General features: G+C 37.2%; 23 protein-coding genes. All 23 read right to left on the minus strand.

The window, feature by feature from the left end:
* Positions 1-10: 10 nt before the first annotated feature.
* The 23 genes from HMPREF9333_RS08870 to HMPREF9333_RS08975 all read right to left on the minus strand — a co-directional run bounded on the left by HMPREF9333_RS08870 (position 11) and on the right by HMPREF9333_RS08975 (position 26,544).
* Entirely contained in the window at positions 11-616 is a 606-nt protein-coding gene (locus HMPREF9333_RS08870) for a TetR/AcrR family transcriptional regulator (protein WP_005541491.1), read from the minus strand.
* 143 nt (positions 617-759) lie between these two features.
* On the minus strand, positions 760-2,331 hold the full coding sequence (locus HMPREF9333_RS08875) for a CaiB/BaiF CoA transferase family protein (protein ID WP_005541492.1): 1,572 nt from the start codon (positions 2,329-2,331) through the stop codon (positions 760-762).
* Positions 2,332-2,399: 68 nt separating this feature from the next.
* The gene (locus HMPREF9333_RS08880; RefSeq protein ID WP_005541493.1) at positions 2,400-2,858 is read right to left on the minus strand and encodes a hypothetical protein; all 459 of its coding nucleotides are present in this window, start codon (positions 2,856-2,858) and stop codon (positions 2,400-2,402) included.
* Positions 2,859-2,877: 19 nt separating this feature from the next.
* Complete coding sequence (locus HMPREF9333_RS08885; protein WP_005541494.1) at positions 2,878-4,134, minus strand: Zn-dependent hydrolase; 1,257 nt, start codon at positions 4,132-4,134, stop codon at positions 2,878-2,880.
* A gap of 26 nt (positions 4,135-4,160) precedes the next feature.
* On the minus strand, positions 4,161-4,628 hold the full coding sequence (locus HMPREF9333_RS08890) for a threonine/serine exporter family protein (RefSeq protein ID WP_005541495.1): 468 nt from the start codon (positions 4,626-4,628) through the stop codon (positions 4,161-4,163).
* A 73-nt stretch (positions 4,629-4,701) separates the two neighbouring features.
* On the minus strand, positions 4,702-5,481 hold the full coding sequence (locus tag HMPREF9333_RS08895) for a threonine/serine exporter family protein (protein ID WP_005541496.1): 780 nt from the start codon (positions 5,479-5,481) through the stop codon (positions 4,702-4,704).
* Between the two features lie 6 nt (positions 5,482-5,487).
* Positions 5,488-6,864 (minus strand): dihydropyrimidinase, encoded by a 1,377-nt coding sequence (gene hydA / locus HMPREF9333_RS08900; RefSeq protein ID WP_005541497.1) that lies wholly within the window; start codon positions 6,862-6,864, stop codon positions 5,488-5,490.
* A 73-nt stretch (positions 6,865-6,937) separates the two neighbouring features.
* On the minus strand, positions 6,938-7,108 hold the full coding sequence (locus tag HMPREF9333_RS13660) for a 4Fe-4S dicluster-binding protein (protein WP_334290605.1): 171 nt from the start codon (positions 7,106-7,108) through the stop codon (positions 6,938-6,940).
* On the minus strand, positions 7,105-8,193 hold the full coding sequence (gene preA, locus HMPREF9333_RS08905) for an NAD-dependent dihydropyrimidine dehydrogenase subunit PreA (RefSeq protein WP_005541498.1): 1,089 nt from the start codon (positions 8,191-8,193) through the stop codon (positions 7,105-7,107). Before preA ends, HMPREF9333_RS13660 begins: the two co-directional genes overlap by 4 nt.
* On the minus strand, positions 8,190-9,437 hold the full coding sequence (locus tag HMPREF9333_RS08910; RefSeq protein ID WP_005541499.1) for an FAD-dependent oxidoreductase: 1,248 nt from the start codon (positions 9,435-9,437) through the stop codon (positions 8,190-8,192). Before HMPREF9333_RS08910 ends, preA begins: the two co-directional genes overlap by 4 nt.
* Before the next feature lie 38 nt (positions 9,438-9,475).
* Positions 9,476-10,000 (minus strand): DUF1097 domain-containing protein, encoded by a 525-nt coding sequence (locus HMPREF9333_RS08915; protein ID WP_005541500.1) that lies wholly within the window; start codon positions 9,998-10,000, stop codon positions 9,476-9,478.
* A gap of 424 nt (positions 10,001-10,424) precedes the next feature.
* Positions 10,425-11,279, minus strand: a complete 855-nt coding sequence (locus tag HMPREF9333_RS08920) for a MerR family transcriptional regulator (protein ID WP_005541501.1) — start codon at positions 11,277-11,279, stop codon at positions 10,425-10,427.
* Between the two features lie 221 nt (positions 11,280-11,500).
* Entirely contained in the window at positions 11,501-12,766 is a 1,266-nt protein-coding gene (locus HMPREF9333_RS08925; RefSeq protein WP_005541502.1) for an HlyC/CorC family transporter, read from the minus strand.
* Between the two features lie 14 nt (positions 12,767-12,780).
* Positions 12,781-13,386: a signal peptidase II gene (locus tag HMPREF9333_RS12315; protein ID WP_050798136.1), complete on the minus strand. Its 606-nt coding sequence runs from the start codon at positions 13,384-13,386 to the stop codon at positions 12,781-12,783.
* On the minus strand, positions 13,355-14,521 hold the full coding sequence (gene clpX / locus HMPREF9333_RS08935; protein WP_005541504.1) for an ATP-dependent Clp protease ATP-binding subunit ClpX: 1,167 nt from the start codon (positions 14,519-14,521) through the stop codon (positions 13,355-13,357). The genes HMPREF9333_RS12315 and clpX overlap by 32 nt, the downstream gene beginning before the upstream one ends.
* The gene (locus tag HMPREF9333_RS13735) at positions 14,509-14,934 is read right to left on the minus strand and encodes a ClpX C4-type zinc finger protein (RefSeq protein WP_005541505.1); all 426 of its coding nucleotides are present in this window, start codon (positions 14,932-14,934) and stop codon (positions 14,509-14,511) included. Before HMPREF9333_RS13735 ends, clpX begins: the two co-directional genes overlap by 13 nt.
* Before the next feature lie 307 nt (positions 14,935-15,241).
* A complete protein-coding gene (locus tag HMPREF9333_RS08945) occupies positions 15,242-17,152 on the minus strand; it encodes a S1C family serine protease (protein ID WP_005541506.1) in 1,911 nt (636 codons plus the stop codon).
* Positions 17,153-17,324: 172 nt separating this feature from the next.
* Positions 17,325-19,487, minus strand: a complete 2,163-nt coding sequence (locus tag HMPREF9333_RS08950) for an LCP family protein (protein ID WP_005541507.1) — start codon at positions 19,485-19,487, stop codon at positions 17,325-17,327.
* 76 nt (positions 19,488-19,563) lie between these two features.
* Positions 19,564-20,970, minus strand: a complete 1,407-nt coding sequence (locus tag HMPREF9333_RS08955; RefSeq protein WP_005541509.1) for an undecaprenyl-phosphate glucose phosphotransferase — start codon at positions 20,968-20,970, stop codon at positions 19,564-19,566.
* A gap of 76 nt (positions 20,971-21,046) precedes the next feature.
* Positions 21,047-22,018: a glycosyltransferase family 2 protein gene (locus HMPREF9333_RS08960; protein WP_005541510.1), complete on the minus strand. Its 972-nt coding sequence runs from the start codon at positions 22,016-22,018 to the stop codon at positions 21,047-21,049.
* Between the two features lie 108 nt (positions 22,019-22,126).
* Entirely contained in the window at positions 22,127-24,349 is a 2,223-nt protein-coding gene (locus HMPREF9333_RS08965; protein WP_005541512.1) for a glycosyltransferase family 2 protein, read from the minus strand.
* Between the two features lie 10 nt (positions 24,350-24,359).
* Positions 24,360-25,292 carry a glycosyltransferase family 2 protein gene (locus HMPREF9333_RS08970; protein WP_005541514.1) on the minus strand — a complete coding sequence of 311 codons (933 nt, stop codon included), beginning with the start codon at positions 25,290-25,292 and terminating at the stop codon, positions 24,360-24,362.
* A gap of 190 nt (positions 25,293-25,482) precedes the next feature.
* A complete protein-coding gene (locus tag HMPREF9333_RS08975; protein ID WP_005541515.1) occupies positions 25,483-26,544 on the minus strand; it encodes an alcohol dehydrogenase catalytic domain-containing protein in 1,062 nt (353 codons plus the stop codon).
* Between the last annotated feature and the right edge of the window lie 12 nt (positions 26,545-26,556).

Here is a 26,556-nt window from a genome sequence, read left to right on the forward strand (position 1 = left end):
ACTTTTAATATCAGGACAATACCTTTAATCTGTCGAAACTCCCCTCTTTTGCCCCCAGCATTCGCTCTATATTGTATAAAAGGCTCTCCGTCCGGCGTTCTAAATCCTTTTTATCCATATTTTCATAATGTACATCTATAAATCCTATGATCATAACCAAAATCAGCTCCGCACTCTCATAAGGAAAAGCATTGTGAAATATACCTTCTTCCACACCCTCTTTGATAATATCCCCCAGTATAGGAGTGATTTTTTGAATGAAGGATATGTTGCTCTTTTCATGAAAAAGTGCATTCTGAGGTTGATTCATATAATCAATCATCAAATTCCCGCCGGATAAACGCTTCATACTCGTACTTGAAAACAATGCAAAAATCTTTTCATATACGGGCAGTTCTTTCTTCAAAACAATACTTTGTGCCTCTTCTACTATTTTTTTTGCAGAACGCTCTATAATCGCATCCATAATTGCCTCTTTAGATTCAAAATGATAATACAGAGTGCCCCTCGCAATATCCAATTTACTTAAAATATCACTAATTGAAGTATTATCATATCCCTTTTCCAGAAAAAGAGAGAATGAAATATCCAAAATCTGTTCTTTTTTATTCTTCATAAGTTTTCCTCCTTTTTAGACTGACAGTCGGTCTGTTTTTTATATTGTAACAGGAATAAAAAAATTTGTCAACTGAATTTGAGCATAAATAAAAACCTGCCGGGCGGATAGTTAAAATCCGCCTGACAGGCTCCTTTTTTGTATTAAATTATTCCTTCTTTTTTAAGCTCTTCAAGCTCAGCATCGGACAGACCGTAGATTTCCTTATTATGTTGCCCAAGCATCGGAGCAGGTGTATCTACGCTTCCGGGGGTTGCACTTAATTTTATCGGGCATCCCTGAAAATACATATCACCTATTAAGGGATGCTCCATATGCACCATCATCTCTCTCTCCTGAAACTGCGGATGCTCTATCGCCTCCTTCATATCAAGTACGGGACCGCATGGAATGCCGACTTTATCAAACATTTCCTCAATATCTCTCTTTTTATGCTTTTTAACCCATTGCACTATAATATCATGCAGTCCGTCATTGTAATTTTTTACTCTAAGGTCATTTGTACAGTATTTAGGATGCTGTACAAGATCACTGCGTCCTATAACATCACAAAATACCTTAAAAAGCTTGTCATTCCCGACTCCAAGTGCCACATAACCGTCTTCTGCCTCATAAATATTAAACGGTGCTATAGTAAGATCTATATTTCCTTGTCTTTGAGGTATTGTACCTGAAAGAGTTGTTGTAACTATAGCATTTTCAAGTAAAGTAAATATAGTATCCGCCATAGCCACGTCTACATGCTGCCCCTTACCGGTAACACTTCTTCTGTACAGTGCCATTAAAACACCTACACATAGGTATATACCTGTAACATTATCGGCTATTGAAGCACCCACTTTTACCGGTGGAGTATCCGGGTAGCCTGTGATATTTACCATGCCTGCAAGCGACTGTGCCACGATATCATAACAAGGTCTGTGTGATAAAGGACCATACTGCCCAAATCCGGTTCCTGAGGCATATATAATGCCGGGATTTATTTTCTTTAATGTTTCATAGTCTACCTTAAGTTTTTTAGTAACACCCGGTCTAAAATTTTCAACAACAATATCAGCCTCTTTTACAAGCTTATAAAATATTTCTCTGCCTTTATCCGATTTAAGATTAATAGTACAGCCCTTTTTATTGCGGTTAAGAAATGCATAAAATCCGCTTTCATTTGTCTTTTCATCTATAGGAGGCCAAAATCTGCACTGTTCCCCGCCTATAGGTTCAAACTTTATTACTTCGGCTCCGTTATCTCCAAGTAATGTGGTACAAAACGGACCGTTATATGCATGTGTCAAATCAAGTACCCTTATTCCTGAAAGTGCTTTATTACCTGATTTCCTATCCAGTTTTTTTTTAGGTATCTCATATTCAAATATGGCAAGAGTTGAAAGCGGAGGATCCTCAAGTACATCTATAGAACTTGCAAATTTCGGCTTTTCAGGAATTTGTGCAACTTTAAATGAACGAACCTCTATCAGTGTTTTTTCATCTTCTTCCTTCAGTATACGTGCCCTTATTTCAATATAATCTCCTGCAAAACACGGTACAAAAAGCCTTATTTTTTTTACTTTAGAGCATCTTCCTGTATTTTTATATACCTTTGCCATAAGCCTGTCGGCTGCATCTTCTAAAAGGGTTATAGATCTTGCACCATTTACAACACCTCCCCCATAAAATGCATCTCTGGTTGACATACGGTACCTCATAGTAATTTCATGCATATTACCTTTCCTCATCTTTCATCAATTATATTTACATATTAAGCAAACATTCGCAATCTTCTCTACATCTAGATCGATTCAACTTCTCTCCATGGATCCTTTACCATTCCGAAAGGCTGCTCTCCCCTCTGTACCTCTTTTTTTACAACCAGTACCACAGTGCCTTCCGTTATAAGTTTAGGCTCGTCAAAATAATACATATCACCGGGATTTGCATCTTTAACCCCCATCCTTGAAGCTAAAGTTGCAACCTTATATGTTTTTACCCTGCATGTCCTTGAAGTATTCCCTGCTTTTATAAGCTCCGCACTGAAATCAAGCTGATCTCCAACATACGCATCTTCATAAAGTTCAACATCTGTGTATCCAAGACAGAGAGACTCATCTCCGTCATTAAGTATCATAAGTTCCGTTTCAGCATCACCTATAAAATCAAACTGCCTGCCGAAAGGTATTACACCGTCAGGACTGTTTGCATCCGCCGTTGTCATTTTATAACTGAGTAATGCCTTTTTTCTTGTACTCATAGATTCCTCCAAAAATATTTTAATTCCTATCCAAATTTAAAACCGCATTTAAAAGTACTTCCGCTCCCTTTACACACTGCTCTAAAGACGTAAATTCTTCCTCACAATGCGAATGACCGTCTTTTGACGGAACAAAAATCATAGTTGTCGGCATCATATAAGAAGCAAACTGAGCATCATGACCTGCTCCCGAATTTATTTTTTGATTTTTATATCCAAGTTCATCAACCGCTTCCTGAACATAGCCTACAAGTTTTTTATTGAAATAAACTGTATCTCTTGTCCATGCCACTTCACTTTCTATACGGCATTTTGCCAATTCTTCCGGAAGATTCTTTATAGCCTTTACAACCCCTTCTATCACTTTAGGATCTTCATGTCTTGCATCAAGTGAAAACTCCACCATATCGGGTATTACTGTATGTACATTCGGATGACAGAGTATCTCTCCTGTAGTATAAACAAGATCGGGGGCAAGCTTGTCAAGCTCATTGTGAAGCTGCTGTATAGCCAGTGCAGCTGCATATAAAGCATCTTTCCTGTATTTCATAGGAGTTGTTCCTGCATGATCCGACTGACCGAAAGCTCTTATACGGTAATTTACCATGCCGAGCACACAGGTAACTACACCTATATCATTGCCTGCAGCTTCAAGTATAGGTCCCTGCTCTATATGAAGCTCAAACATTGCCGAATACTCTTTTGGATTAAGCCTGTTTTTTTTATCACCTTTATACTTATTCTTATCAAGCATTTCACCGAAAGTAACCGTTTTATCAAGTACCGACTTTGAGAGCAGCATATTTTCATGTTTAAAATTTTTCCTTATATTCTCAGGCAGATAATCATAGCAAATTACACCTGACGACATCATTGCCGGAGGATAAAGAGAGCCCTCCTCATTAGTCCATATCATTGCAGTAATATTATGTTTATGAGGAATTTTTTCATCAGCTATGGTTTCGAGTGCTTCCATTGCAGACATCACTCCCAGTATTCCGTCGTAATTTCCTCCGTTTCTGACCGAATCACAGTGAGATGCCATAACTATACCCGGCAGATTTGGACTGCTTCCCTTAATTGTGGCATACATATTTGCCATATCATCGGTTTTAATTTCCGCACCTATTACCTTCATTCTTTTTACAAATTCATCTCTCGCCTGAAGATCTTCCTGAGAAAGTGTATAGCGTGTAACTCCTCCATGACCCGCATCTCCATACTTACTCATTGTTTTAATCTTATCTTCCATTCTTTGTTTACTGCATTTATACATAATTACCTCCTTAAATATTTTAATTGTTATTTACTAAACCTCTTTCTAAAATATTCAAAAAATTGTTTTATAAATTCCTTTAAGAGTTGAAATAAGATCAAGGACACTATTATGCCGCTTGCAAGTGCTCCTGCAATTAAAAGTGATTGTATACCGTAAAAAGCAAATCTTTCCCTTTGATTTTTTAACGCACAGTGCATGGTTGTATAAAGTGAAAATCCTGGAATAAGAGGTATAAAACCTACAGCCAAAAATACTGTCGCAGGCTTTTTTTTAAGTCTTGCAAAAACTTCAGCATACAGACCTAAAAACAAAGCGGCAAAAAAATACCTTATCCCCTCTCCTTTAAAATATATTGCCGCCGTCAGATATACCCCCCATGAAAGCATACCGCCAAGCGAAGACCACAACATACTGGATCCTTTCAGATTAAAAACAAGTGCAAATCCCAATGCTCCAAAGAATGCAGCTGCAAGCTGTATTATCTCTCTCATTACAGACCTCTGCCCAATTATTTAAAAATAGTGAAATTAAGTATTCCAAGTCCGCTTTAACACCTGCTCATACCTATAAAATCAGTTTCCCTATGGACATTCCAAGTGCTACCGCAATACTTAATAAAACGGATTCCGTAAAACGTACAAAACCGGATATAATATTTCCTGAAAAGAGATCTCTAAAAGAATTTGTAATCATAAGCCCGGGTATAAGAACCATTATATTTCCTATACTTATATTTTCAGCTGACTCTCCTATGTTAAATTTTACAAATAATACAGCAAGTATCCCCGCCGCTCCGGCACACACACAGGAACTTAAAAATTTATTCATCTTCAGTTTTTTCAGCACTGTTTCATATGCATGCATCATAAAACCTATAATACAGGCAGATACCGCTTCAGCGGTACTGCCCCCGAAAAATATCGTAAATGCGGCTGAAATCATGCCATATCCTATAAATGTCCTGACAAATGAAGCCCCATTTAATTTATTTATGCTTTTAATATCATCTTTTATAGACTTAATATCAGGCTTTATTCTGCATATATTTCTTGAAAGACTGTTTAGGTATTCCAGCTTATATAAATCATACTTAAATGATTCTATTCTCCTGCTCTGAGTTATATATCCCTCATTTTCACAGTAAATAGTAACCAGTATTACATACGGTATTGAAAAGACATTAATCTCCTTTGCACCGTAAGCCTTACAAATCCTGCTTATAGAATCTTCCACTCTGCTGATTTCAGCACCGTTTACAAGCATTTCAGCCCCTATATCCAGTGCATATGACAATAAAAGTTTCCCTGTATCGTCAGATAATTTCACACAGTATTCATCATCCATAAATTATCATTTTTTAGGAACTCTCTTTACAAATTTTCCCATGCCAGGTTTTCCGGTAAATTCGCCGTTATCATAAACAAGATTGCCCCTTAAATAGGTCTGTACCGGATAACCGTGGAATTTCTTCCCTTCCCAGATAGTATGGTCATAATCGGAATGCATGTTTTTTACGCTTACTGTAAAGTCCTTATTCTTATCATATATTACTATGTCTGCATCCTTACCTACTCTGAGTTCTCCTTTCTGACTGCATCCGAAGATCTTTGCCGGATTTGTAGAGCAGAGGGCTACCGCCTGTGAAAAGGTGATCTTGCCTTTATTTGCCGCATCAAGCATATACGGATAAAGGTTTTCAACACCTGCACAGCCATTCGGTATTTTGGTAAAATCATCCTTACCCCAGTCTTTTTCATAACTCTGGAAAGGACAGTGATCTGTTGCGACAGTATCTATGAGATCGGCTTTTATAGCCTGCCAAAGTGCATCCTGACTTTCCTGACCTTTCATAGGAGGTGAGCATACAAAATTGCGTCCGTCCTCTCTTTTATATACATCACATGTAAATTCAAGATACTGCGGGCAGGTTTCTATATAAACCTCGGCACCTTCTCTTTTCGCCTGGATACATGCCTCAAGCCCCTCTTTATCAGCCATATGCACTACATATAAAGGACCGTTAAGATGCTTTGCCCAATGAACGGCACGTCTGTCAGCCTCGGCTTCCACAAATTCAGGCCTGCTTAAATAATGATACCATGCTCCGGTTTTACCTTCCTTTAAAAACTGTTCTGTATACATATCTATAAGATCGGGATTTTCGGCATGTATATTTACAAGTGCACCAAGCTCTCTTGCTCTTAAAAGCAGTCTTGCAAGAGTTCCGTCATCAACCATCATATTTTCTTTTTTATAAACCAGAAAACACTTAAAGCTTGTAATACCCTCTTCAACCGCTTTTTCCATCTCCTTAAGTATCGCACCGTCATTAAGATTGGTTATACAGCAATGCGAAGCCCAATCTATACAGGCATCTTTTTCAAGAATTTCCTTTTTTGAATTAATAAGATCCATTATTGTGCCGCCGGCTCTTTGAACAGGATAGTCAAAAAGTGTGGTTACGCCTCCGCATGCGGCAGCTCTTGTGCCTGAAAGATAACTATCAGCAGATACCGTTCCTCCAAACGGCATCTGAAGATGTGTATGTACATCCATTGCTCCGGGAAGAACCAGCATTCCTGAAGCATCAACTGTTTTATCCGCTTCGCCTTCTATATTGAGTCCCATTTCAACTATCTTTTCATCTTTAACTGCTATATCACATTTATACATGCCTTCAGTTGTAACCACTATTCCGTTTTTGATAATCAAATTATAATGTTTCATTTTTTAGCCTTCCTTTCATCAATAAATAATTATTTAAATATACAGGCAGTTTCCACTTTAATTACGAACTTACCTATAAATAACTCTCTTTAAGTAAAATATCATGTTTTGACTCGCTATCTTTCATAACCAGTTTTCCTGGCATTATACAGTTCATAACAGGACATACATTCAGACAGAGATGACAGCCTACACATTTTTCCTCATCAATTTCAGGTCTTCTTCTCTCATCATCAAATATTATTGCCTGATGCCCCCCGTCAAAACATGAAACATAACATCTTTTACAGCCCGTGCATTTTCCTCATTCACTTTTACAAGTATCTTATATGTTCTGTCAAGTTCATCGGCACCCACTATACTGTCAAGCGCTTTTCCGACTATATCCTCAACCTTTTTTATCCCGTAATCTTCCATATAAAATGACAAACCGCTTATCATATCTTCAACTATACGATAGCCATACTGCATTATGGCAGTCGTTACCTGGATATTTGAGGCACCAAGTAATAAAAACTCCACACAATCACGCCAGGTTTCTATCCCTCCTATACCTGTTAAAGGTATTGACTTAAGAAGCGGATCATGCTTTAAATCCGATATAAATCTAAGTGCTATCGGTTTTACCGCCGCTCCCGAATAACCTGACACCGAAGATTTTCCGTTTACCACCGGCATACCTATATTCAAATCCAGATCAATATTAGTAATTGATTTAACGGTGTTTATTGCCGCTATTCCCTTTGCACCGCCTTCAATCGCCGCCCTGGCAGGTATCTCCATATTTCCTATATTCGGAGTCATTTTAGCTATTACAGGCAGAGTCGTATTTGCAGACACAACTTCACAATAGTGTTTTACAAGTTCGGGACTTTGCCCTACATCGGAACCCATAGTAGATGAGGTCATCTGCGGGCATGAAAAATTACATTCTATCATATCGGAACCGGCTTTTTGCGCCTCTTTTGCAAGCACTGCCCATTCGTCATCATTGCTTCCCATTATACTGGCTACAATAACCTTTTCAGGAAAATCTTTCTTAAGCCTTTTTATATATCCGAAATTCACTTCGTTAGGTTTATCGGATGTCATCTCCATATTTTTAAAACCTGTCCACGGAGTATTTTCTTTTGAAGCTATATCAAATCTTGGTGAACATTCATTTGGAATAAATACACTTATTGTTTTATAAAAAATACCTCCCCAACCACATTCAAGTGCCTTTGCACACATTTCATAATTGCTGCCCACAGGAGAAGATGACAGGAAAAAAGGATTTTCACAATGAACTCCTAAAAAATCTATTGATAAGTCTCTTTTTAAAGTCATACTTTACCTCCTGTTTTACATAAGCTGTCTAAGGATTTGAAATAATTAAGAATTTTTACTGCCGAAGCTTTTCCTTGGGCTACAGCCTCAACTACTGTAGCTCCTGAACTGTGAGCCGCATCGCCGCCTATAAAAATATTTTCTTTTTCTTTAATATCCTTAAATTCACTTACCTGCTCCTGACCTATAGCAAAAATAATGTGCTGTGCATTAAGTAAAAGTTCTGAATATCCATCTCTCCCCCTAAACCTTATGCCTTTTACTCTCCCTTCACTGCCTTTTATTTCTTCAGGTATAAAATTCGTTATTACCGGGATTCCCATTGACTGTACAAATTTAAGCTCATCTATATCCGCAGGTGCCTCTTCTATACTTCTTCTGTAAACTATTACAGCATTTTTGGCACCGAGCTGTTTTGCAGTACTTACACAATCCATAGCCACATTACCTCCGCCTATAACCACCACATCATCATTAAGCACTACCGATTTCGTATTACTTCTTGCCCTCTCTAAAAAGTCAAGTGCATACTCAACACCGCTAAATTCCTTTCCTTTTATATCAGGTTTTTTCGAGGACCAAAGTCCTATACCTATAAAAATCGCATCAAACTTATCTTTCAGGCTGTCAATGTTTTCCTTAGATATCTTTTCACCGAAATGAAATTTTACTCCAAGTCTTTTAATAAGCTCTATATCATGGTCAACAACTCTTTGGGGAAGTCTTGTCGGTGTAATTCCATGACTTAAAATACCTCCTGCAGAAGCTTTGCATTCATATATCTCTACACTTACCCCCTCAGCCGCAAGCTGTCTTGCACATGAAAGTGAAGCGGGTCCTGAACCTATACAGGCAACTTTCTTACCGCATAAGGGTTTTGCTTTGATAAAGTCCATCTTTCCCCGTTCTTCCTCTTCTATAAGAAATCTCTGAAGACTTCCTATTTTTATAGGTCTGTCAATTCCCACCCTGCTGCATGCTTTTTCACAAAGCCTGTCATATGGGCATATCCATGCACAGCATCCGCCCAGCGGATTGTTTTCACGTATCGTTTCTGCCGCCCCCTTTATATTTTTAAAGCGCAATGACCTTATAAACTTTGCAGGGTTTGTTGAAGCAGGACAATCCCGACTGCATGGAGCATCTTCACATAAAAGGCATCTTGAAGCTTCTTCCATAGCAGTTCTGTAATTAAAGCCCGTTTCAGCCTCCCGGGCATATGCTTTTTTAACAATATCGCTCATATTTTTATTCCTTCCTCTTACCGTCTATGGTTCAAATATCAATCTTTAAGTATTTTTGCAATTATCCAGTCTTTTTTATTACTTCCCCTGTTTCTCTTTTCAAAGATACTTTTATAAATAAATCTTCCTAAATAATCGCTTCCGACACCAACCAAATTTCCAAACAGCAGGCATATTAAAAGCATTTTCCAATTACCTCCTGAAGCAAATGTCGAAAACCCTCCTATAAATGTGCATGGCACAAATTTTGTAAGATCACAATGTGCAAGATAACATATTACACCTGTAAAAAAGCCTGTACATATCCCGCTAAAAAGCGGTCCGTCCGATATAAGACTTCCAAGCATAATTACAATGCAGCCTATAAGCACTCCTGCATAATTACTGACCATAGATCTTATAAAACCGTTCTTTCCGCCGCCTGCAGTAAAATATGAGGTGCATCCGGCAAAACCTACCCAGCTTACAATAAGCGGTCCTGCATAGGCGGTGCTTATACCTGTCCATGTCCCTGCAACAATTGCACTTCCGACTGCTATTGAAAAAATATAGCCTGCATCCATGATTTATCCTCCTTTCCGTAAATGTAAAGCTTTAAGTCTAAAACCTTTTATATTTCACCTGATTCTTGAGCATAGAACTAAAGTAAAATATAAGATTTTATAACTTTGTTATAAATATATTTTAGAGCATACAGGAAATGGCAAGTCAATACGGGCAGTCTTAAAATTCAATAAAAAAAGAGGGTAATTAAACATTACCCTCCCATTTGTTTATAAAACAAATCTTTATTTTTACAAAAAAACTATTATATACCCATATATTTACACAAAAACACTATTAATAATACTAGATTTTTATAAATACCTTTGATATTTTTTTATTATTCTTACCAAGTCTTACTTTATCAAACTCTCCACCTGGTGAAGTGTTTTGTGAAATTACAGTATAAATTTTTTTATATGATTTTTTCTTATCGCTTTTTTCCTATTGCTTCTTTACAGGTATAATAATCTTTGTTATATGCATCATATTATTCCCTATATCTACCGGAGAAACTATAAATTCTTCAGTGGAATGTCCTGCTATACTATAACCTTTCCTATCTATCCATCTTTTTAATGCCAGATAGGACTTAAATATATCTTTATAATCGCCTGCATGAACTAAAGTCGCAGCCTCAAATCCCCCGAACTTATGAACATTATCCATATCCTTACATTTGTTTTCAACCTGTATGGCAAATTCCACTTCACAGTCTTTTTGAAAAAATTGACCGAAAATTTCAGAATTATACGTTACAAAAATAGAACCGCATACACTTAGCTTCTCATTCCTTACATCTTCAATAATCTGTATCCAATTTTCAAGGTTTACATCTTCATTTCTATAAGAATACATAATTTTCCGTCTGCTGTATAAAAATATCTCAGGTCTTTTTTCAATTGTTATTCTCTCTTCCGGATCCGAATCAATACTAAAGTATTTTTTTCCTGATAAAATATTCCTTAAAAATATCTCCGCCTCATTATGCTTGCGCTTTAATTCTTCAATTTCCTCACGCAGTCTGCCAAGCCTGATTTTCAGTATATATTCCATATGATCAAGTTTATTTTCTTTTAATATCTCTTTTATTTCGTTTAATGAAAATCCTAAAAATCTAAGCCGTTTTATAATAAAAACTGCCCTAAGTTGTTCTCTGCTATAGTAGCGATAATGGCTGCCTTCTTTTCTAAGACTTGGTACTAAAACATCAATCTTATCATAATAACGAAGCGTTTTTACAGGAATTCTGCAGAGAGAGGACGTGTTCCCTATGGAATAGTACTTTTCTTTCATCATATCTTTCCTCCTGATATAATAAACAAACTCTCTTTAATGCTCTAAGTAATGTTAATCCTATAAATATTTCTATATACTTTTATTCCTCTTATACATTATACCAATAAAAATGTTTTTTACAAACTACCTTTTAAACAAATTTATTTTATAATCTTATATATATATGTTAAAAATTAACAATTAACAACCAATCGCAATTTATATTCAGACAAATCAAAATTTTACAGTTTCTGAGTCTTATTCAGCAGTTCAAGCCTCACCTTATCCACCCTCGCCTTATCCATCTTTTCAACAGTCAGGCTTACATCTCCTACCTTTATACCTTCCCTGACCTTGGGAATATGTTCAAGCTGTCCCATAACAAACCCTCCTATCGACTCATAATCATCAAGGCACAGGTTTGTTCCCAGTCTTTCATTGATTTCATCAAGCTTTACAAAGCCGTCAAGCATATATATGCCTTCTCCCAGCTTCTTAAAACTGTCCTCCTCGTCAGTATCATATTCATCCCTTATCTCGCCGACTATCTCCTCAAGTATATCCTCCATTGTAACCATGCCGGCAGTTATCCCGTATTCATCAAGAACCACGGCAAGATTGCTGTATGATTTTTTCATCTGCAGTAAAAGCTCCGACAACTTTTTATATTCATAAGTAAAAAGAGGCTTTCTCATATAATCCTTTATATAAAAATCCTCACTTTTATCATAAAGCAGCAGATCCTTTATATTTATTATACCTACTACATTGTCGGTACTGCCCTCATATACAGGCAGTCGTGTATACCTCTCCTGCCTGTATATTTCTATAATCTCATCATATCCTGCATTTATATCTATAAATACCATGTCTATGCGCTGAACCATCACATCCTTTGCAAGCACTCCGGCAAAATCAAAAACATTATTTATAATATTTCTTTCTTCATTTTCAATCACTCCCTCTTCATGACTTACATTGACTATGGTCCTAAGTTCATCTTCAGTCATGGCTTCATTATTTTTTTTAACGTCAATTCCAAAAGCCTTTAATACCGCACTTGCAGCAATATTTACCGCAGCAATTACAGGTGTAAGTACAAATATAAGCCCGTATACAGGTGCGGCATATATAAGTACAAGCACTTCAGCATTTTTTGTTGCAAAACTCTTAGGTGCTATCTCGCCGAATATAAGCACTAAAAATGTAAGTATTCCCGTTGCTGCACCTATTGAAGCATTGCCGAACAGTTTTATAGTAATAGCGGTTAGAAGTGCCGAGGCTGAAAGATTTACTATATTATTGCCTATAAGCACCGCTGAAAGCATTTTTTCAGGCTTTTTCATTATCTTAAGTACAAGAACCGCATTTGTATTTCCCTTTGAGGCAAGGGTACGAAGCTTTATGTGGTTTGAACTTGTAAATGCCGTCTCCGCCGATGAAAAAAAGCCTGAAAGACCTAAAAGTATTATAAGTATAACTATATGCCAAATCGTATGATTATCCAAATCAGCTCCTATGTCTATATCTTTACAGCTGCATGCAGCATACTTCCAAGCAGTATATATACATCAGCCATATTAAATACTATTCTCTTTAATACTGAAACATTTATATTAATATAATCAACAACATAGCCTCTCTTGAACCTGTCATAAATATTGCTTAGTGCACCTGCTACAATAAGGCTTAATGATATATTATGCAAAAATCCTTTTTTAAGTTTAATTCCTTTGTAAAGGCAATTCATTATATGAATTGTTATAAGTACCGGAAGATATTTCACTATACCGCTGCCCTCAAATATTCCCATTGAAAAACCTTTATTCCGGCAGCTGTAAATCAGGATTTTTTCATTTTTAAATAATTCGTGATTCTTTTTAATATTATTTTTTTTAATATTATTTTCTTTGATAATATCTTCTTTAATATTATTTTTTTTATATGTCTTTTTATTTTTAAAATGTCCGATACAGGGTATTTTAAAAGGTTTAGGCAGGCTTTTTTGAGGCAGCCTTTCAATCCTGTTTTTTACAAGAATATCGACACCTGATAATAACACTGCTATTATATAGTATAGCAGCTGTTCACAATGATTAGTTTTTTGCATGTATACTTCTGCCTTCATCTATTCTCATGCTTATGCCGGGACCGCCTTTTTTCTCAAGATATGCACCCGTTATTACCACCTTGCCTATATTCGGATCTTTAGGTATCTCATACATTATATCAAGCATAAACTCCTCTATTATTGAACGCAGTGCTCTTGCTCCCGTATTTTTCTTTATAGCTTCATGTGCTATCCACTCAAGTGCATCATCGTCAAACTCAAGCTTTACACCGTCAAGCTCAAGCAGCCTTATATATTGTTTTAATATAGCATTTTTAGGTTCTTTTAATACCTTTACAAGATCCTCTTTTTTAAGTTTTGCCAAAGTTACAAGTATAGGAAGTCTTCCTAAAAACTCGGGTATCATACCGAATTTTCTTATGTCATCATTTGAGGCATATTTTAATATGTCTTCATTATCATATTTGTCTTTAAGCTCTGAGTTAAAACCCATAAGACTTTTTTTATTAAGTCTTTCCTTTATTATATCTTCAAGATCCGGAAAAGCTCCTCCGCATATAAACAGTATATTATCAGTATTTACACTGTAAAGCGGAGACATTGCATTTTTCTGGTTTGAGCCCACAGGCACATCAACTCTGCTGCCTTCAAGAAGTTTTAAAAGCTCCTGCTGTACGCTCTCGCCGCTTACATCTCTTGAACTCGTACTTTTCTTTTTTGCTATTTTATCTATCTCATCTATAAATACTATGCCGCATTGTGCCCTCTCTACATTATTGCCTGCTGCTGCAAGAAGCTTTGAGATTACACTTTCTATATCATCACCTATATATCCCGCTTCTGTAAGTGATGTTGCATCCGCAATCGCAAGCGGCACATTTAAAAGCTTGGCTATGGTTTTTACAAGATAAGTTTTTCCGCTTCCGGTAGGACCTATCATAAGTATATTTGACTTTTCTATCCTGACATTCCCCGATGTCTGTGCCTTTGTGCTTTTTATATTGTCTCCCTCAACCGGACGACTTTTGTCGGCAGTATTTGCCTTCGGTCTTCTCTGTTCAAGAAATACTCGTTTATAATGATTATAAACCGCAACCGCAAGAACTTTTTTTGCCTTATCCTGCCCTATAACATATTCATCAAGCCTCTCTTTAATTATATGTGGTGCAGGCACATCCTTCATACTGAACATAGGAGTCTTAGGACGACTCTTTTTTTAGTTTTTTTCCCTACATTAAAATTCATAAGACCTTCAAAATCCTTTTTTACGCCTTCCATAAAAGGAAAATCTTCAATTCTGGCAAATGTAAATTTTCCATTATTTACCGTATCAACAGTCTTTTGCAGACAGTCATGGCAGAGCTTTACTCCGCCCGGCATATTTACAAGCTTTCCGGCAGTGTCTTCAGGTCTGTGGCACATACTGCATATAACCCTGTCTGTATTATCATCCTGTTTTTTATTGCCTTTATTTGAATCCTTCTTGTCTTTTACATTAATACCTCTGATTCTAAACTTGCTGATATCAAAATCTTTACCGTCAAAATCATTTCCGCTCTTATTCCGGTTATATGTATATTTTTTATAAAATTGCTTTCTGTCCATATTTCTCCTTAAAATTAGTCCGTTAGCCATATATCGTTTTTTATACGGACCGTAGATCCGCATCCGTTATGCCTGATGCTATGTCTGACATTATATCTGTACAGTTAATTCTGTACAGAAAGTTCAAAATTAATCTCCTATCTTATCCATTATATACAGATTTTACAAGTTGTGCAAGTATGCAGCTGTCGTATTATTATAATGTGGCTGCGGTTTTATTTTATAACTCAGCTGTGCTTTTTTCTATATGCCAAGAGAGATGGGGCAGTCCCCATCTCCCGATTTGCCATACTTTTACAGACGGCTCCTAATTATTAACTTCAGTATCCTTTCTGAATCCAAGCTTAACCGTTACCTGCATCTCCTTATATTCGCTTCCTTCAAGTCTTTGTATTGTAAGTTTAACTTCCTCACCGCCTGAGTAATAGGTAAGCTGTTTTTTAAGATCATCCATGCTCCTTATTGTCTGAGCATTTATCTTAGTAATTATATCCTTTTCTCTAAGCTGTGAATTTGCAGCCGCACCGCCCTCAAGTATCTTATAAACATATACGCCTCTGGGCATATCATACGCCTGAGCCATATCTGAATCTATATTCTGTCCACGTATTCCCAGATATCCCTGTTTTGACTCTTCAACCTCGGTTTTAGTCTGTTGATTTGAAAGTTCGTCAATTATTCCCTTTACATCGGATATAGGTATCGCATAACCCATACCCTCAACCTCAGTTGAGGAATATTTTGCCGAGTTGATTCCTATTACATCACCGTCCATATTTATAAGAGCACCTCCTGAGTTTCCTGGATTTATAGCTGCATCAGTCTGCAAAAGACTTTTCTTTACACCGTCTTTTGTCTGTACTTCCCTGTTAAGCGCACTTACTATACCTGCTGTAACCGACTGTCCGTAACCCAGTGCATTGCCTATTGCCACTACGCTCTGACCTACTTTTATACTTCCGGAATCGCCAAGATTCGCTATACTTATCTTGTCAACAGTATCCTGCTTTACATCCGATTTCTTAACCGCAATCACCGCTATATCCGAATCCGCATCACCGCCCTTTATATTTGCAGATACCTCCTGCCCGTCTATAAATACCACACTTAATTTACTTGTATCATCTATAACATGATTATTGGTAACTATAAGATATTCCTCATCATTTTGCCCTATAATTATACCTGAACCGCTTGAAGGAGTTTCATATATCTGCCTTTCTCCAAACCAGCCTGAAGCATCTATCTTTGTAGTTCCGTTTATTGCAACTACAAAAGGCATAGAACGCTCAGCGATAGCTTCAATACCGTTTGACGCTCTTTGTACTGAGCCCGAATCGGCATCAGTATTTCCCGATACCGAATCCTTGGTTTGAATACTTGCAATCTTTGATGTCTGTTCAGTCTGTCTTGCCTGCTCCTGTAAATCGGAACTTCCGATATCCGGCTTATAGGCATATCTGTTTACCGCAACCATGGTACCTCCTGCTACGGTTCCAAATAAAACCGCCGAAGCTGTAATAACTGCAACTTTTTTTACAAAACCGCCCTTTTTGCCGCCTGAACGCTTATAATTATTCGGATTGCGAAGATATGCCGCATTACCCTCATATCCGTCTGTATATCGCCTGTTTGCAGCTGAACCTGATGAATACATATTCTCATTATATCCGTTTGATGAATATGTATTATCTACATATCTGTTTGATGAATATGTGTTTCGTGTATGGCTGTTATATGAGGCAGGGATATTTGCACTTTCCTGCATATATCCTAATGAATTTTCACTGTCTGATTTATTGTTATAGCCTGAGTCTGTATATATATTTGAGCTGCTTTGGTTACCGGAATATATATTTGTATTATTTTGAGCATTCTGATATGTACTTTCCTGAGTGCCTCGGTATGTATTTGTGCTATCTGAATATGTATTTCCTGAATCCCGGTAAACATTTGAACTGCCTCCTGCATATATACCGGAATCAGAAGCCCCATCTGAATACATGTCCGAATCTGAGGTTGTACCTGAATATGAACTGTTTGCAGATGTATTTTCCGCATTTAAGCCGGAATAAGAAGCATTATTCATATTCAAGCCCTCTTTATTAACGTTTTCCGTGTTAGAACTTTCTCTGTTATAATTTCCTCCATTAAAGTCTTTTTTATTATTAGTGCCTTCATTATTTATATTCTGGTTGTTTTCATAATCGTCATACATAATAATGTACCTCCATCTTCAGTATTAATACGCTGTTGTGCCCTTGAGGACCTTTAAGCTGTTTATCTCTATATGCATAAAAGCATTGGTAAACTATGTATGTAGTTTACCAATGCTTTGTGTATAAAATGTGTCATAATATAAATGATTGTGTGAAAATATATACTGCTTATTAGTTCGGTGCAGGTGCTATTGTTTCTTCACCTGAAGCCTTCTTTGAAGACTTGGTTTCACCGCCTTGTGCCGGCTTTTTTTCTGAGGTTGACTCATTTGTCTTTGCAGGCTTTCTCTCAGCTGTAGATTCCGCAGGATTTGTATATTCGGATGAGGGTTTTCTCTCAGATGTGCTTTCACTTCCCGGATTTATACCCTTTGCAGAACTTTCATGCGGTTTCTTTTCAGGGCTCTGTTCCCCCGATCCTATATATTCATCACTTGTTGAATCCAGTCTATTTCCGGTGTCCTTTGTCGGATCATCAACTCCGGGACCGTATATTGCCGTTGATGAAGAATTCTTTTTATTTTCTGAATTCTTGCTTTCATCAGAAGGTTTTTTAAACCATTTTGTCTCACCGTTATCATCGGTCTCATAATCAACCCCGTACTCACTTGATTTTTTGGTTGATGATTTTGAACCTGATGAGCCGCCGTCAGAACCTGATGAATTTCCTGAATGAGAACCGCCTGAACCTCCGGACTTGGAAGAGCCGCTTCCTGAGCGTTCTCCTTCATCAGGAACATATCCCTTATCAGTAGGTACATGATCTATATATTTTCCTTCTTTATACATGCCTGAATCCGATGAAATCCTGCGGCTTATACTTTTAACCGTTTCAGACGGTTCATAATCTTCAGTTTCAAAAAGGAATTTATGAAGCTGCCTTACATTGCTCTCAAGTGTCTGAGGTATTACGCAGTCTCCCTTTCTGCCTATGTTTCCTCCTCCTCGTGCAAAAGGAAAGCCTGCCGTCTCACCTATGTGATACATCTTAACATCCGATATAACATCAAGACCGTCCTGCCATGTAAGATTTGTAGCAACCATCTCAAGCATGTTTCCTAAAAGATCGTTAAGTGTCTTTAAATCGGAATTTTTAGCCTTTTCAAGTGCAAGTGTTATAATCTTTCTCTGTCTTTCAGTTCTTGCAAAATCACTGTCCATATATCTTAATCTGCCGTAAGCTACCGCCTGTATACCGTCAAGGTGATGCATACCCGGGGCAGGTATCTGTACTGAACCTATCTTAGTTGATTTTACAGTCTCTGTAATATATGAATTGATATATCTGTGTTCAGCCTTTGTAATCTCAAGGTCAACGCCTCCAAGTATATTTATTCCGGTAGCAACGGCTTTCCAGCTGAAAGTTACATATTCCGTAATATTAAGATCAAGGTTTTTATTTATAGCCTTCAGTGCCTGCTCAGGACCTCCTACCGCATAGGCGTTGTTAATCTTATTGTATTTGTCATTGCCGGTATTCATGTAAGTATCTCTAAATACACTTACCATTTTTATCTCGCCGTTTGCCTGATTAATGCTTGCTATTATTATAACGTCGGAATTTCCTCTTGTAACCGAATTATCTCTTGTGTCGACACCGAATATGGCTATATTCCGGTATCCTTCCATACGTTTTATATTTTCAACCGAAAGATCGTTATTTACAACATTTGATTTGTTAAATTCAGGTCTTTGTATCCTGCTGTACTTATCAAGCATATAAGCATATGAAAAAATAACTCCAAGCACAAGTGCTTCAGCAATAACCATAAGCACTACCTTAAGAAGTTTTGATTTCTTTTTAGGCTTGTATTCTTTCTCCTTTTTAAGTGCACGGCTTCTGTTTTCTTTTTTAATTTCATTTCGCAGATTATCCTGAATTTCAGATACTATATCCTGTGTTGAAGCGTTAAGCGGTACCGGTACCTGACGGTTCGGCTTTGCAGTTTGTGCCTCATTATTTTTTGAATCAGCCTGCTTTTTAATATCTGTCTTTTTTACTTGTATATCTTCCGCTGACATTTTGGGCTGATTTTGATTTTTTTCATCATTTTTACCCGTATCTTTTTTAGAAACAGGCTGCTTTTTACCCTGTGCAGTTCGGTTTTTTGAGTTTTGATCCTGTACATTTTTATGTGCAGTTCTTTCAAGAGGCATATTTGCGGACTTTGTCCCGTCAGATGAAGCCTGATCGGCAAAAAGACCGTCTGTATTTTTCTGCTGTATATCCTGTTGTTCTTTTACAGCATCTTTTAATACTTTTCTGCGGCTTCTTGAGCGTGGTCTTGTATTTTTCTTTTGTGAATCGTTTTTCTTTTGTAAATCATCCTTCATACGATTATACCTTTCTCAAAATCAATAAGTATGTAAAAATATAACTACATAAATATCTGCTTCTGTATATCTTCTGTCAATAAGCATTTTTATTTATAAAGCCCTTAAAAATAGTCAGGAACATTATCTTAAAATCAAAGCCCAATGTCCAGTTTTCTATGTAATACAGATCATGTTCTATCCTTTTTTGTATCGATGTATCCCCTCTGAATCCGTTGACTTGTGCCCATCCGGTGAGACCGGGTCTGACCTGATGTTTTATCATATAATGTGGAATCTCTTCTTTAAACTTCTCAACATAATAAGGTCTTTCAGGTCTGGGACCCACTATACTCATATTGCCTATCAGTATATTGTAAAACTGCGGCAGCTCATCTATACTTGTTTTTCTTATAAATCTGCCTACTGCCGTTACTCTGGGGTCATCAGGCGTAGTCCACGCCTTTGCCTCTTTTTTCTTTTCCTGTACAGCCATAGACCTGAATTTATACATCTTAAAAGGTTTATTGTGAAGCCCTACTCTCTCCTGAGGAAATATCACAGGACCCCGGCTTGTAAGCTTTATAAGCACTGCTATAACAATCATAAGCGGAGAAAATATTATAAGTCCGGTTATACCCGCAAATATATCAACAATTCTTTTTATAACTGCATTATGCCATCTTGTAAGCGGTACATGTCTTATATTTATAACCGGAAGCCCCATCAAATCCTCTATATACGGAATCGTAGGAATTATATTCTGATAATCGGGTATAAATTTTGTATGTACTCCCGACTTCTCACAGCTTTTTACTATATCCTCAAGATGCTCGTATTCCTCAAGTCCGAGTGTTATGGCAATCTCATCAAGATTATTCGCATCAAGTATGCCTTTAAGGTTGTCTATGCCTCCTATAACTGCGATATTCCTGTATGAGTATCCTTTTTCTTTATTATTGTCAAGAATACCCATTATCTTATATCCCCACTGCAAATTTGAAGTTACCCTGTCTATATATCCTTCTGCTGCACGGCTGTAACCTACAAGCAGTATATGCTTAAGATTATGACCGTTTATCCTGAGTTTCATGAAAAAAAATCTTATAAGATTTCTCTCGACAGTCTCAAATACTATACAGTTTATATAGAATATAAGAACCAGTCTTCTTGAAAAATGGTACAGATAAAGATTTTTTGAACCTAAAAAAAGTACAAGGGTTATTATAAGAAAACCTATTGTATTTGCTTTTAATATACCCTCAAATTCTTTTCCTACACCACCTATCCGTTTAGGAGTATAGAGTCCGAATATCTCATTTAATATTATATACAGCGGAACTATCAATGCCATCGCCGTTATATATATACTTGCAGGAAGTGCCGCTGTCGCTGCATTTCTGCCAAATATTATTATATATGCTGCTGTATATCCGGCAATGATGGTCAATGCGTCAATTATCATATACAGCCTGTTAAGGCGTATTTGATTATTTTCTATCATAATCGCTGCTCCGTATATTATACATATTTTTATATTTTTTTCTATTAATTTTTTTATAATCTTACATTAATTTCAATTACAGCCGTCTCTTTATAAAATGTACGGTATATCTGAGTGCTCCGAGCAGGAGTTCAAACTCGACTGCCATAATTCTGTATATAGGCACTTTTTCAAAATCGACACGCCTGCATTTTTTAAATGTGCATACCCCCTCAATTATACCTGCTATATAATCTTTTAAAAAGCCTTTTTTTAAAAAAAATACTCCCTTAAGCACAATCCCCAAAATTAAGGGCAGCGCATTTATAAAAAGCTGTAAATCCGATTGATTTTTATAATTTAAATATATATTATTTCTTGCTGTAAGTCTGACCTTAAATGGATTATATTTTGAACCGGAGGTTGCACTTCCCAGGTGATAAACCTTTGCCTTGGGCTCATATATAATTATACAGCCTGCAAGCCTTGCCCTGTAACTTAAATCTATATCTTCAAGGTACGCAAAATGCATCTCATCAAATAAACCGAATTTTTTTACTAAATCAGTCCTGTAAATTGAAGCTCCTGCACAGGCTGAAAATATAAATTCAGCTTTTTCATAGCAATCCGTTTTTTCACCGGTTCCTCTCTGATATGCCCAACCCATAATGCTGTATCCGTCGCCTGCATCATCTATAAGCTCTCTTCTATGCGCCTGTATCATCATAGGATTTACTGCAAATATCCTGTCAGAAGTTTCAATCCTTTTAAGAAGATTTTCCACAAAGTCCTCAAATACTATCGTATCATTATTAAGCAGTATTATATACTTGGTATTTGATATCCTTATACCTGCATTTACTCCTCCTGCAAACCCCCTGTTTCTAGTAAGAAAAAGAGACGGTATTTTATTTTTTTTAAGCCACTGTCTGCTGCCGTCATCTGAACCGTTATCAACTACAAGTATATCAAAACAGTCGCATGTCTGTTTTTTAAGCGATTTTATACATTCAGTCAGAAAGTCTAAACCATTATAATTAGGTATTATTACCCTTACTTTTTTTTCCATATATTTTCCTGTGCTCAGTTCATAATTTTATTCATAGCAATTTATTCTGTCAGTTTATCTAAGGTATATTGTATTTGTAAAATATAGCATATATCATTATTTTTTATGTTAAAAATACTTTTCTATATCCTTTATATGATATTGCTCACCTATCTTCTCCTTATATAAATCTCTAAGGGAAAAATCCGACTTTCTTAATGTCAGATTCGGGTTGTAATAAGGGTCTCCGTCCTTAAGTATATCCGGCCATTTTTTAATAAAGCTTGCAGTTTCCCGGTTAAATCTCTCCATCTTTTCAGGAGTGTCCTCAAGCCCTCTCGATTTTGACTCATAATGATAAAACACGGCATAAGGGGTGTATACAATTAATTTCCCAAGTCTTCTTACTTTCATACAGAAATCTATATCATTAAAAGCTACCGCAAGCTCCTTTGAAAATCCACCGGCAGCGTCAAATACCGACCTTTTAGTCAACATGCAGGCTGCAGTAACCGCTGAATAATCCTGTGCTGTCGCAGCTCTATGGAAATAGCTGTTTTGAGTATCATGAAGCCCTATAAAAGTATGGCCTGCAATCCCTCCGAAACCGACCACAACTCCGGCATGCTGTATAGTATCATCCTTGTATAAAAGCTTGCATCCGCATATTCCTACATCTTCCCTCTGCACATACCCGAGCATTTCCCTTAAAGAATCCTTTTCTTTAAGTTCCACATCATTATTCATAAACAGAAGATAATCTCCTGAGGCATGTGAAACCCCGAAATTATTAATCTCGGAATAATTAAATTCCCTTTCCCATCTGACAACCTTTACATTATTATATTTTTTTTCAATTGATTTATAATATTCCCATGTCTCATCAAGAGAGGAATTATTTTCAACTACTATAAACTCAAGGTTTCTGTAACTGCCCGACATAAGCGAGGTTATCGCAATATCAAGATCGGCACTGTGATCCTTGTTCGGTATAATCACCGATATAAGCGGCTCCGACTCAATATGGAAAAAAGTATGATAAATTCCGTAATCAATCCCTTTTTCTATACCGTCTATCCTGATATGCGGGAGAGTGCGTTCGTAATGTGCCCTTATAGCCCTTGCACCTGCCTCAAATGCATAAAGTTTACTTTGAGGATTTGCCGCCGTTGAATTCATATGGCACCTCCAGTGATACAGTACCTTCGGTATATGCACTATCTTTTGTGCATTTTCACATGCCCTGAATATAAAATCATAATCCTGTGCCCCGTCATAATCCGCATTAAACATGCCTATCTTATCAAGAAGCTGCCTTTTTATTATAAAAAGATGACATATATAATTTACGCTTCTAAGCAGGTCTATATTAAAATCAGGTTTAAAATGCGGGTCAAAAAGTGCTCCACCGTCAAGATCCAATTTATCCTCATCACTGTAAAGACAATCGCAATCCCTGTTTTTATTAATTGCCGAAGCTACTTCATATAAAGCGTTTAAAGGCAGCAAATCATCATGATCACACAGCACTATAAAATCTCCCTGTGCCATTTTTAAAGCTTCATTGGTATTTCCTGAAATCCCCAGATTTTCACCTATGATTTTATATTTTACCCTGCTGTCTTTTTTAGCATACCGGGCAAGGATCTCAGCTATGCTCTCTGCATCCTGCTCCCCGTCCTCAACAGGACTTCCATCGGCAATACATATTTCAAAATTTGAATAGGTCTGTGCAAGCAGGCTTTCAATTAATTCAGTCATAAAAAATTTAGGTGTTTTATATGCCGGTATTGCCACTGAAAATTTAGGCATATATTCAAATACCTCTTTTTTCTGCCTTTGAAGTTCCTCATCTGACGGCTTGGTTTTTTCATACCATTCACCATATTCATAATCGCTGTCAATACCCTTTATCTTTGCAACAGACTTTCTATATAAAGCTCTCAGTCCATGCTCCTTTAAGAAATTTAAAGAAACCCTTACAGTTTCCATATTGCACAGATCCTTTATCTTTTCAAATCTCTTATGGGCTGCACTTGAACGTTTTGCTATAAGCTCCTCATTAAACTTAACAGTCTTTTTTGCTCCGTCCGCATCTATTACAAGGTAGTAGTCCTCAGTCCTTTTATATTCAAATCTTATATCAAATCCAAGTTCTTTATCAACTGTCTCTCCAAAGTATATCCTGCTTACATCATCTCGCCTTGTAAGTACAAGCTTAAAATCAATTTTATTTTTATCACCTGCATATACATTGAATTTAATGCAGGAATCAGGTCTTTTACCGACAGCCCAGCCGTTTATAGTTATAATATTCTCTCTGACACGGACTATATCTATCTTATACTTCATTGATTAAACCTCAAAAATTAATTCTCTCCTCTTCAACCACAAGCGGTCTTTTCATAACCCTCTGGTTAATAGTAAGCACATACTCTCCAATCATTCCTATAAAAAAAATCTGGACAGAGCCCAAAAACAGCATGCCTATAAGAATAGGAGCCATTCCGGCAGGGAATCTGTCCCAGTACATAAGTTTAAGTACCAGGTATACAAAAGCGGCAGTCATACTTAAAATGCAAGAAATCCCCCCTATAAAGGTCGCAAGCCTAAGTCCGAATTTGGTATATGAAGTGATTGAAAGCATTGCGGCATCATAAAGTCTGTAAAAATTATTGCTTGTTTTTCCTGCACGCCTTCTGGGCTGCTCATAGGGTATCTCCTTTCGCCTGAAACCGAGCTCCGCAACAATTCCACGTAAAAACGGCGTAGGATCGTCAAGCCTCCTGAGTACATCAATAAAGCTTCTGTCATAAAGCCCAAAACCTGTAAAATGTTCAATCTGTTCAATATCTGAAAGCTTTTTTATAATCTTATAATAAAGACTCCTCATACGGTACATAAGGAAATTTTCACGGCTGGCTTTTTTTATGCCTACCGCAATCTTATATCCCTCCTCCCACGCCTTTACATACTCAGGCAGCATCTCAACGGGATCCTGAAAATCAGCCGCCATAAGTATAACGGCATCACCGCTGCTTTGAAGCATACCGTAATAGGGGGAATTGAACTGCCCGAAATTCTTCGCATTAAATATCCCCTTTATGTCCTTATCTTCAGCACATAATTTTCTTATAATATCCCTTGAAGAATCTGATGAGTCATTATCAATAAATATAAGTTCATACCTGTAATTTGCAAGCCTGAGTTTAAATATATCTTTTACAGCATATGCAAGCGCCTCTATATTCGCCTCTTCATTATAGCATGGTACAACTATGCTTATAGTTTTCATAAATTAAAACCTCTTATTAAATTTAAAGAGCCGGATTTAAAAGCCTGAATTTAAATCTCCGGCTTTTAAGGCTCAAATTTAAATCTCCGGATTAAAGTATCCCGCAATATCCGATATTAAAATATTTTTCCAATTTTAATTATATCATCACAGACCGGTGCGGCATATAGCCACAGCGATTTGATAAAAATCAAAATATTACCTCGGTCTTAATTACATCATCACCTTTAAACCTCATAAGCTCAAGAGCAGTGGCGATATTTTCAAAACCGCAGAACTTATGCGTAATCATACAACCCGGATTGAAGTCTGCATATTTTACAACTCTCATAAGCCTTTCAAGCCTTATACGGCCTCCCATGCCAAGTTCCATATACAGGGTCTTTCCGCCCATGCCTCTGCCTGAAGAAAATTTAGGTACAGGTATAGCCTCATCGCCCGGAAAATGCTTTAAATTTACTATACGTCCTATACCATAACGTACTATATCATAAGCAAGACAAAGCACATCATCACCGCCTCCGCATATTATAACCGCATCGGCTCCTCTGCCTTCAGTCAGTCTCAATACCTCGGTTTTTATGTCCTTTTCTTTATAATTGATAATGTCATTTACGCCGTATTTAAATGCAAGCGGTACTGATACCTTTCTTGTACCTGCCGCAATTATCCTGCCTGCACCGTGCAGTCTTGCACCTGCCGCCGCCATAAGACCGACAGCACCTATTCCTATAATAACCACCGTGTCTCCAAAACGGATATCGGCAGCCTCTATGCCGCCAAACCCGGTAGTAACCATATCAACGCACATTAATGCATCATCTGTCGACACATTTTCAGGAATTTTTGCCAGAGAAGCATCGGCATCATCTACAGCAAAATACTCCGCAAACACCCCGGGTATACTTCTGCCCAGAGCATTTGATGAAAATGCCCTGCCTGCATGCAAAAAATTCCCCTCCTGAATCTCAGGCGAATGCCAATCAGGTGTCATTGCAGGAACTGCCACTAAATCTCCGGGCTTAAAATCCCTTACTCCACTTCCTGTCTTATAAACTTCCGCCACCGCCTCATGTCCCAATATAAGCCGGTCAGGCTTCCTGCTTCCGCTTCCATAAACCGTATTTACATCGGAAGTACATACAGACACTGCCACCGGCTTTAAAATCGCACTGTAACTATCTTTAAGCACCGGTTCAGGCATATCCTCAAACACCGCTCTCCCCGGACTTTCAAGAATAAATGCTTTCAATTATATTTACCT

The sequence above is a fragment of the Johnsonella ignava ATCC 51276 genome, from assembly GCF_000235445.1.
GTDB classification, from domain to species: domain Bacteria; phylum Bacillota; class Clostridia; order Lachnospirales; family Lachnospiraceae; genus Johnsonella; species Johnsonella ignava.